8 protein-coding genes are annotated in these 7,780 nt (G+C 53.8%); 7 read left to right on the top strand and 1 reads right to left on the bottom strand.

All coding sequences use genetic code 11. The annotated features are described in order from the left end of the window. Positions 1-196: 196 nt before the first annotated feature. On the bottom strand, positions 197-760 hold the full coding sequence (gene gmhB / locus ACLQ7H_RS08410; RefSeq protein ID WP_411752272.1) for a D-glycero-beta-D-manno-heptose 1,7-bisphosphate 7-phosphatase: 564 nt from the start codon (positions 758-760) through the stop codon (positions 197-199). Between the two features lie 186 nt (positions 761-946). On the opposite strand from gmhB, the gene metN reads away from it, so the two are divergent. The 7 genes from metN to ACLQ7H_RS08375 all read left to right on the top strand — a co-directional run bounded on the left by metN (position 947) and on the right by ACLQ7H_RS08375 (position 7,540). Beyond that, positions 947-1,978 (top strand): methionine ABC transporter ATP-binding protein MetN, encoded by a 1,032-nt coding sequence (gene metN, locus ACLQ7H_RS08405; protein ID WP_411752271.1) that lies wholly within the window; start codon positions 947-949, stop codon positions 1,976-1,978. Continuing rightward, positions 1,971-2,624 (top strand): methionine ABC transporter permease MetI, encoded by a 654-nt coding sequence (locus ACLQ7H_RS08400; RefSeq protein WP_021179942.1) that lies wholly within the window; start codon positions 1,971-1,973, stop codon positions 2,622-2,624. The genes metN and ACLQ7H_RS08400 overlap by 8 nt, the downstream gene beginning before the upstream one ends. Before the next feature lie 98 nt (positions 2,625-2,722). Next, positions 2,723-3,538: a MetQ/NlpA family lipoprotein gene (locus ACLQ7H_RS08395; RefSeq protein ID WP_411752270.1), complete on the top strand. Its 816-nt coding sequence runs from the start codon at positions 2,723-2,725 to the stop codon at positions 3,536-3,538. Positions 3,539-3,655: 117 nt separating this feature from the next. Beyond that, positions 3,656-4,060 carry an Rcs stress response system protein RcsF gene (gene rcsF / locus ACLQ7H_RS08390; protein WP_037375662.1) on the top strand — a complete coding sequence of 135 codons (405 nt, stop codon included), beginning with the start codon at positions 3,656-3,658 and terminating at the stop codon, positions 4,058-4,060. Continuing rightward, complete coding sequence (tsaA, locus tag ACLQ7H_RS08385; protein ID WP_411752269.1) at positions 4,057-4,764, top strand: tRNA (N6-threonylcarbamoyladenosine(37)-N6)-methyltransferase TrmO; 708 nt, start codon at positions 4,057-4,059, stop codon at positions 4,762-4,764. Before rcsF ends, tsaA begins: the two co-directional genes overlap by 4 nt. A gap of 120 nt (positions 4,765-4,884) precedes the next feature. After that, positions 4,885-6,603, top strand: coding sequence for a proline--tRNA ligase (proS, locus tag ACLQ7H_RS08380; RefSeq protein ID WP_411752268.1), 1,719 nt, complete (start codon positions 4,885-4,887; stop codon positions 6,601-6,603). 64 nt (positions 6,604-6,667) lie between these two features. Then, complete coding sequence (locus tag ACLQ7H_RS08375; RefSeq protein ID WP_411752267.1) at positions 6,668-7,540, top strand: YaeF family permuted papain-like enzyme; 873 nt, start codon at positions 6,668-6,670, stop codon at positions 7,538-7,540. Positions 7,541-7,780: the final 240 nt, after the last annotated feature.

The raw sequence follows: 7,780 nt of genomic DNA, 5'->3' as shown, positions 1-7,780 counted from the left end.
GAGGTGGCGTATATTACGCTTTCCTCTTTCAGAGTCAACCTTAATTTCAGGTTTTTTCTCTGCGACCCCCGGAGACTCTGTGAAGTTGTTCACATGTTCCGTGTCGATGGAGGCGCATTATAGGGAGCTGGTTCAGAATGACAAGGGATAATATGCACTTTTCTTCCGACCGCTCACTATTCATGCACAACGCTGCTTAAACCCGCTTTTTAATCGCTGCAGGCAGCTCTTGCAGGCTGTTTAGCACCCAATCCGCCGCTTTCTCACCTTCTTCAGTCACTGGCTTGCCGGTGCGCACCAACACTTTAGTGCCGACACCTGCCGCCGCGGCCGCCTGCATGTCCTCGATTTTGTCGCCAACCATATAAGAAGCGGCCAAATCGATATTCATTTCTTTCTGCGCCTGCAACAACATGCCCGGCTGCGGTTTGCGGCAATCACAAACCTGGCGGTACTCTTCTATTACTGCTTCAGGATGATGTGGGCAGAAATAGATGCCGTCCAGATCGACATCGCGGTCGGCCATCGACCAGTCCATCCATTCTGTCAGACGCATAAACTGCTCTTCGCTGAATTTACCACGGGCAATGCCAGACTGGTTGGTGACCAGCACCAGCGCGAAGCCCATGCTTTTCAGTTCACGGCAGGCGTCAATCACGCCATCGATAAACTGGAAATCATCTATTTCATGGACGTAGCCATGATCGATATTAATCGTGCCGTCACGATCTAAGAAAATTGCTGGGACGCTTTGTGTCACCGGTATGCTCCTGAAAGCCTGAAAACCGCCCCAGTATCGCATGTTTTCGCCAAGACTGAGAATGATGAAGAAGAGCGTTAACGTTGACTTAGACGTCTAGACGCCTTAACATCTGATCCAGACCTTGGCGCTGACCAAGGTCTCTCTTTATTAGGCCACGGCAACCAAACTAAAAATAAGAAGAATATGATTAAACTTTCCAACATCACCAAAGTGTTCCAGCAGGGGTCGCGTTCTATTAGCGCACTCTCTGACGTGACTCTTCACGTTCCTGCCGGACAGATTTATGGCGTGATCGGTGCCTCAGGCGCCGGTAAGAGTACGCTGATCCGCTGCGCCAACATGCTTGAGCGCCCAACGTCAGGTACCGTTCTGGTCGATGGCCAGGATCTGACCTCCCTGTCTGAAGGTGAGCTTACGCGCGCACGCCGTCAGATTGGCATGATTTTCCAACACTTTAACCTGCTCTCTTCACGTACGGTCTTCGGTAACGTTGCCCTACCGTTGGAGCTGGACAGTACGCCACGGGCGGAAATCAAAAAACGCGTGGTCGAGCTGCTGGAGCTGGTTGGTCTGTCTGACAAGCACGATGCCTACCCTGCCAATCTGTCAGGCGGCCAAAAGCAGCGTGTAGCCATCGCCCGTGCGCTGGCCAGCAATCCTAAGGTTCTGCTGTGCGACGAAGCGACCAGTGCGTTGGACCCAGCCACCACCCGCTCCATTCTAGAACTGTTGAAAGACATCAACCGCCGTCTGGGACTGACCATCCTGCTGATCACCCATGAAATGGACGTCGTGAAACGTATCTGCGATCAGGTTGCGGTGATCAGCCAGGGCCAGTTGATTGAGAAAGATAGCGTCAGCGAAGTGTTCTCACATCCTAAGACGCCGCTGGCACAGCAGTTTATTCAGGCTACGCTGCATCTGGATATCCCGGACGACTACGCCGCGCGCCTGGTGCCTGAGCGTAGCGGAGGTCGTCAACCGCTGTTGCGCCTGGAGTTTACCGGTCGCTCGGTCGATGCACCGTTACTGTCAGAAGCGGCTCGTCGCTTTAACGTGAACAATAATATTATCAGCGCACAGATGGATTACGCTGGCGGCGTGAAGTTCGGCGTGATGCTGGCTGAACTGCACGGCTCCGATGAAGATGCACAGGCAACGATTAAGTTCCTACAAGAAAATCAGGTAAAAGTAGAGGTTCTGGGTTATGTCTGAGGCAATGATGTGGTTAATGGCACGTGGCGTGTGGGAAACCGTTACGATGACCTTTGTCTCCGGCTTCTTTGGCTTTGTTCTTGGCTTGCCGGTTGGCGTACTGTTATATGTGACCCGCCCCGGGCAAATCATTGCCAACAATACCGTCTATAAGGTGTTGTCCGGGTTGGTGAACATTTTCCGTTCCATCCCGTTCATTATCTTGTTGGTCTGGATGATCCCATTCACTCGCATGATCGTTGGCACCTCTATCGGTTTGCAGGCGGCTATCGTTCCACTGACCGTGGGCGCGGCTCCCTTTATCGCCCGTATGGTAGAAAACGCCCTGCTGGAAATTCCCTCTGGTCTGGTTGAAGCCGCTCGTGCCATGGGTGCGACCCCAATGCAAATCATCACCAAAGTGCTGCTGCCTGAAGCGCTACCTGGTTTGGTGAATGCTGCTACCATCACGCTGATCACCCTGGTGGGCTATTCTGCGATGGGCGGTGCCGTCGGTGCCGGTGGCTTAGGTCAAATTGGTTATCAGTATGGTTATATTGGTTATAACGCTACCGTGATGAATACGGTATTAATATTACTGGTGGTGCTGGTGTATCTGATCCAGTTTGGTGGCGACCGTATCGTGAAGGCCGTTACCCACAAATAGCTTTACCCACGCGCTGACATCTACTCGATAGCTTTGCTGCACCTGGCAGGATAAAGAGTAAGGCGTATTTCATATGCGAGTCTAATTGAGGAAGGGATATGTCGTTAAAATTTAAATCCATCGCAACTATCGGCGCACTGATCGGTACTCTGGCCCTGGCCGGTTGTGGCCAGGATGAAAAAGATCCAAACCATATCAAAGTGGGTGTTATTGTCGGTGCTGAACAGCAAGTGGCTGAAGTGGCACAAAAAGTGGCAAAAGATAAGTATGGCCTGGACGTTGAGCTGGTCACCTTCAACGACTACGTGTTGCCAAACGAAGCCTTGAGCAAAGGCGATATCGATGTCAACGCCTTCCAGCACAAACCTTACCTGGATCAGCAGATCAAGGATCGTGGTTATAAGCTGGTTTCGGTCGGTAACACCTTCGTATACCCGATTGCCGGTTACTCCAAAAAGATCAAATCCATTGATGAGCTGCAAGAAGGTTCACAGGTAGCACTGCCTAACGATCCAACCAACCTGGGCCGTTCACTGTTGCTGCTGGAAAAACAGGGTCTGATCAAGCTGAAAGACGGTGTTGGCCTGCTGCCGACCGTGCTGGACGTGACCGAGAACCCGAAAAACCTGAAGCTGGTTGAGCTGGAAGCGCCGCAGCTGCCACGTTCACTGGACGATCAGCAAATCGCGCTGGCCATCATCAACACCACTTACGCCAGCCAGATTGGTTTGACGCCGGCCAAAGACGGTCTGTTTGTTGAAGATAAAGACTCACCTTACGTCAACATCATGGTTGCCCGTGAAGATAACAAAGACGCGGAAAACGTGAAGAAATTCGTTCAGGCTTACCAGTCTGACGAAGTTAACGAAGCGGCCAACAAGATCTTTAACGGTGGCGCAGTAAAAGGCTGGTAATCGTTCCTTAGCCATTTTATTCCGATAATTGCAAGACGGGCTACGGCCCGTCTTGTTATTTGTGCCAGAGATTGCTTCAATAGCGCCACTTTGATTATAAAATGGCAGGGATTCTCAATGCGTGTTTTACCTCTCTGTTTGTTAGCGCTCGCGCTGACTGGATGCTCAACGCAGCACACGGCTCCATCCACAACAAACAGCACAACAACTACGGCCGCTCCCGCTCCGGTAAAAGCCCCCCCAGCAGCCCGCCCGGCCCCGGTAAAACTGTACAAGAGTGCAGAAGAACTGGTTGGCAAGCCTTTCCGCGATTTAGGTGAGGTTTCTGGCGAATCCTGTCAGACCACGGTTCAGGACTCTCCGCCAAATCTGAATACCGCACGTAAGCGTATGCAGACCCGAGCTTCCTACATGAAGGCCAATGCGGTGCTGTTGCATGACTGTCAGATTGTCAGCGGCGTCGCCGGTTGTTACCAGCAGGCCATCTGCCAAGGCTCTGCGCTTAACGTCTCAGCCAAATGACCGAATTTGTTTTTGAGCAGATCGGCACCATCCGTTCTCCGTATAAAGAGAAATTCGCGGTTCCCCGTCAGCCTGGGCTAGTTGAAGACGGCGGCGGTGAACTGTTGCTGCTGCCGCCTTACAATCAGGCTGAAGCGGTACGTGGCCTCAGCGAGTTCAGCCATCTGTGGGTGATGTTTGTGTTTCATCAAACCATGGAAGGAGGCTGGCGTCCTACCGTGCGGCCTCCTCGTCTGGGCGGCAATGCGCGTATGGGCGTGTTCGCTACCCGTTCAACCTTTCGCCCTAACCCGTTGGGTATGTCCTTAATCGAACTGAAAGGCATACGGACTCAAGGGGGCGAGGTGGTACTGGAGCTGGGCAGCCTGGATTTGGTTGACGGTACGCCGGTGGTTGATATCAAACCCTATCTACCGTTTGCCGAAAGCCATCCAGAAGCGCGAGCCGGGTTTGCTCAGGCGGCTCCGGCCGGTGATATGCCGGTGTATTTCTCGCCCCAGGCGGAACAACAGCTGCAGCAACATTTGCGGCGTTACCCCAACTTACGCCGCTTTATCACCCAGGTTCTGGCGCAAGATCCACGCCCCGCCTATCGAAAAGAAGAAGCCAGCGGGCGCGAATATGCGGTATGGTTGTTGGAGTTCAACGTGCGCTGGCGGATCGTTGATAGTCAAAGCGAAGTGTTGTCGCTCGACGCCCGTTAAAATTCCGCCCGCTCTCTTTTGACAACCGGCTTGCGCTGGTAAACTAAGCCACTTTTGAAAATTTTGGCGGCCAACCCTGGCAGCCCGATGCAATTTGCAGTTCTAACGGAACCAAACACCATGCGTACAAGCCAATATCTGCTCTCCACACTGAAGGAGACACCTGCCGACGCCGAAGTGATCAGCCACCAGCTGATGCTACGCGCCGGGATGATCCGTAAGCTGGCCTCCGGTCTTTACACCTGGTTGCCGACCGGCCTGCGCGTTCTGAAGAAGGTTGAAAACATCGTTCGCGAAGAAATGAACAATGCTAACGCGATCGAAGTTTCCATGCCGGTCGTTCAGCCCGCAGACCTCTGGCTGGAAAGCGGCCGCTGGGAGCAGTATGGCCCGGAATTGCTGCGCTTTGTCGATCGCGGCGAGCGTCCGTTTGTGCTTGGTCCAACCCATGAAGAAGTGATCACCGATCTGATCCGCAACGAAATCAGCTCCTACAAGCAGCTGCCGCTGAACTTCTTCCAGATCCAGACCAAGTTCCGTGACGAGGTTCGCCCACGTTTTGGCGTAATGCGCTCGCGTGAATTCCTGATGAAGGACGCCTATTCCTTCCACACCACCCAGGAATCCTTGCAGGTCACCTACGACGCGATGTACGAGGCCTACAGCAAGATCTTCAACCGCATGGGCCTGGATTTCCGTCCGGTGCTGGCCGATACCGGCTCTATCGGTGGCAGCGCTTCGCATGAGTTCCAGGTGCTGGCAGACAGCGGTGAAGACGATATCGTGTTCTCTACCGGTTCCGACTATGCCGCCAACATCGAGCTGGCCGAAGCGGTTGCCCCTGCTCAGCCACGTGCTGCGGCAACCGAAGAACTGCGCATCATCGATACGCCGAACGCCAAAACCATCGCCGAGCTGGTAGAACAATTCCAACTGCCAGTAGAGAAAACGGTGAAGACTCTGATGGTTCACGCTCGTGAAGAGAGTGGCCACAAGCTGGTTGCTCTGCTGGTGCGCGGCGATCACGAACTGAATGAAATCAAGGCCGAGAAGCTGCCACAGGTCGCGGTTCCACTGACTTTCGCCACGGAAGAAGAAATCCGTGCGATCGTCGGTGCAGGCCCAGGATCCCTTGGCCCAGTCAACCTGCCGATCCCTGTGGTTGTCGATCGCAGCGTAGCCGCTATGAGTGACTTCGGCGCCGGTGCCAACATCGATGGCAAACACTACTTTGGCATCAACTGGGAGCGTGATCTGCCGCTGCCACAGAGCGCCGATATCCGTAACGTGGTGGAAGGCGATGCCAGCCCAGACGGTGAAGGTACGCTGCTGATCAAGCGCGGTATCGAAGTGGGCCACATCTTCCAACTGGGTACCAAGTATTCAGAAGCGATGAAAGCCACCGTACAGGGTGAAGATGGCCGCAATCAGGTGCTTACCATGGGTTGCTACGGCATCGGCGTGACGCGCGTGGTAGCTGCTGCTATCGAACAGAATCACGATGATCGTGGCATTATCTGGCCGGACGCGATTGCCCCGTTCCAGGTAGCCATCCTGCCAATGAACATGCACAAGTCATTCCGTGTGCAGGCACTGGCTGAGGAACTGTACAATACCCTGCGTTCACACGGCATCGACGTGATCCTGGACGATCGTAAAGAGCGTCCAGGCGTGATGTTTGCCGATATGGAACTGATCGGCGTACCTCACTCCATCGTGATCGGCGATCGTAACCTCGACAGCGAAGAGATTGAGTACAAAAACCGCCGTGTTGGCGAGAAGCAGATGATCAAAACCGGCGAAATCGTTGATTTCCTGCTGGGCCAGATCCAACGCTAATCAATAGCCAAAGCCCCCCAGACGGGGGCTTTATTAATGGATGTTGTTGTTAAAGGATTAACTTATGCCATTGTGCAGCCCCTCGGCTACCCGCCTGTTTGCTTTGCTTTCGGTGTTGTTGACCGGTTGCACCATGGATGTAGGCTTATCCGATCGTGAAAAACACCCTATCAATCCCGTCAACGTCCAGTTTCAATCGCTAAGCTCCGCCCCAGGAAAAACTCTGCGCGAAATCAACCAGGCCGACCTGCAAGAGGGAGACCTGCTGTTCTCCTCAACCATCGGCTTGAAATCACTCGGGATCCGTATCTTGAGTACTTCGTCTGTCAGCCACGTAGCCGTGTATATTGGCGAGGGCCAGGTTGCCGAAGCGGTAGGGGAAGGCGTGCAGATTATCAGCCTGAAAGCCGCACTGACCCATAGCGACAAGATGTTTGCTTTGCGCATCCCCGATCTGACACCGGAACAGGCCAGCCAAATCCGCCAATTCGCCAGCCAAAAGGCCGGCAGCCGGTATAACTATCTGGGCATTGCCGAGATGGTGCCCTTTATGATGACCAAGCAGCTGTGTTCGCTGAATCCCTTCTCTGCCGATTTCCGCCAGCAATGTGTCAAAGGCCTGGCCGCAGCCCAGCTCAAGGCCCCGACCGGCGCAGAGTCGTCCTATTTCTGTTCGGAGTTTGTGATTGCCGCGTTTGAAAACGCTGGGCATCCGCTGACGTTGGCCGCCCCAGGCTGGGTCAGCCCGGGCGATTTACTGCATATGCGCGAAGGAGATATTGCCACGCTGGCACCTAGCAAAGCGCTGGTTTACGTGGGCCATATCAAGCCGGGGATCTATTTACGTTCGCGGGCGTTAGCCAAAAATCAGGCCCCTCACCCTAACCCTCTCCCACAGGGAGAGGGAACCGATCGAGTTGGCCTAGAAGTGCAGTGATCCGTCATGTGCATTAGTTGACTCACTCGGGATGAAGGGGTACTCAAATTTTGCTGAGATTACCTTCTATCTACCATCAGAGCAGGGACTACAAGCTCCCTCTCCCTGTGGGAGTGTACAGACCGGGGACATCATGAACACTTGTTCGGGGACATGGTAGACACTTACAACATAGGTATGAGTACTTCTGAGTGGAGCTGCTTATGCCGTGGAATGAGAGATCTGCCATGTCATTACGTA

Source organism: Serratia sp. (in: enterobacteria) (assembly GCF_046715635.1).
Classification (GTDB): domain Bacteria; phylum Pseudomonadota; class Gammaproteobacteria; order Enterobacterales; family Enterobacteriaceae; genus Chania.
Note: the sequence above shows the minus strand (reverse complement) of the source record. Positions and strands in the feature narration are given on the sequence as shown.

What these genes read in the sequence shown, in the direction of transcription:
- metN (WP_411752271.1), top strand. Translation starts at nt 947, where the DNA reads ATGATTAAACTTTCCAACATCACCAAAGTGTTCCAGCAGGGGTCGCGT.
- ACLQ7H_RS08400 (WP_021179942.1), top strand. Translation starts at nt 1,971, where the DNA reads ATGTCTGAGGCAATGATGTGGTTAATGGCACGTGGCGTGTGGGAAACC.
- ACLQ7H_RS08395 (WP_411752270.1), top strand. Translation starts at nt 2,723, where the DNA reads ATGTCGTTAAAATTTAAATCCATCGCAACTATCGGCGCACTGATCGGT.
- rcsF (WP_037375662.1), top strand. Translation starts at nt 3,656, where the DNA reads ATGCGTGTTTTACCTCTCTGTTTGTTAGCGCTCGCGCTGACTGGATGC.
- tsaA (WP_411752269.1), top strand. Translation starts at nt 4,057, where the DNA reads ATGACCGAATTTGTTTTTGAGCAGATCGGCACCATCCGTTCTCCGTAT.
- proS (WP_411752268.1), top strand. Translation starts at nt 4,885, where the DNA reads ATGCGTACAAGCCAATATCTGCTCTCCACACTGAAGGAGACACCTGCC.
- ACLQ7H_RS08375 (WP_411752267.1), top strand. Translation starts at nt 6,668, where the DNA reads ATGCCATTGTGCAGCCCCTCGGCTACCCGCCTGTTTGCTTTGCTTTCG.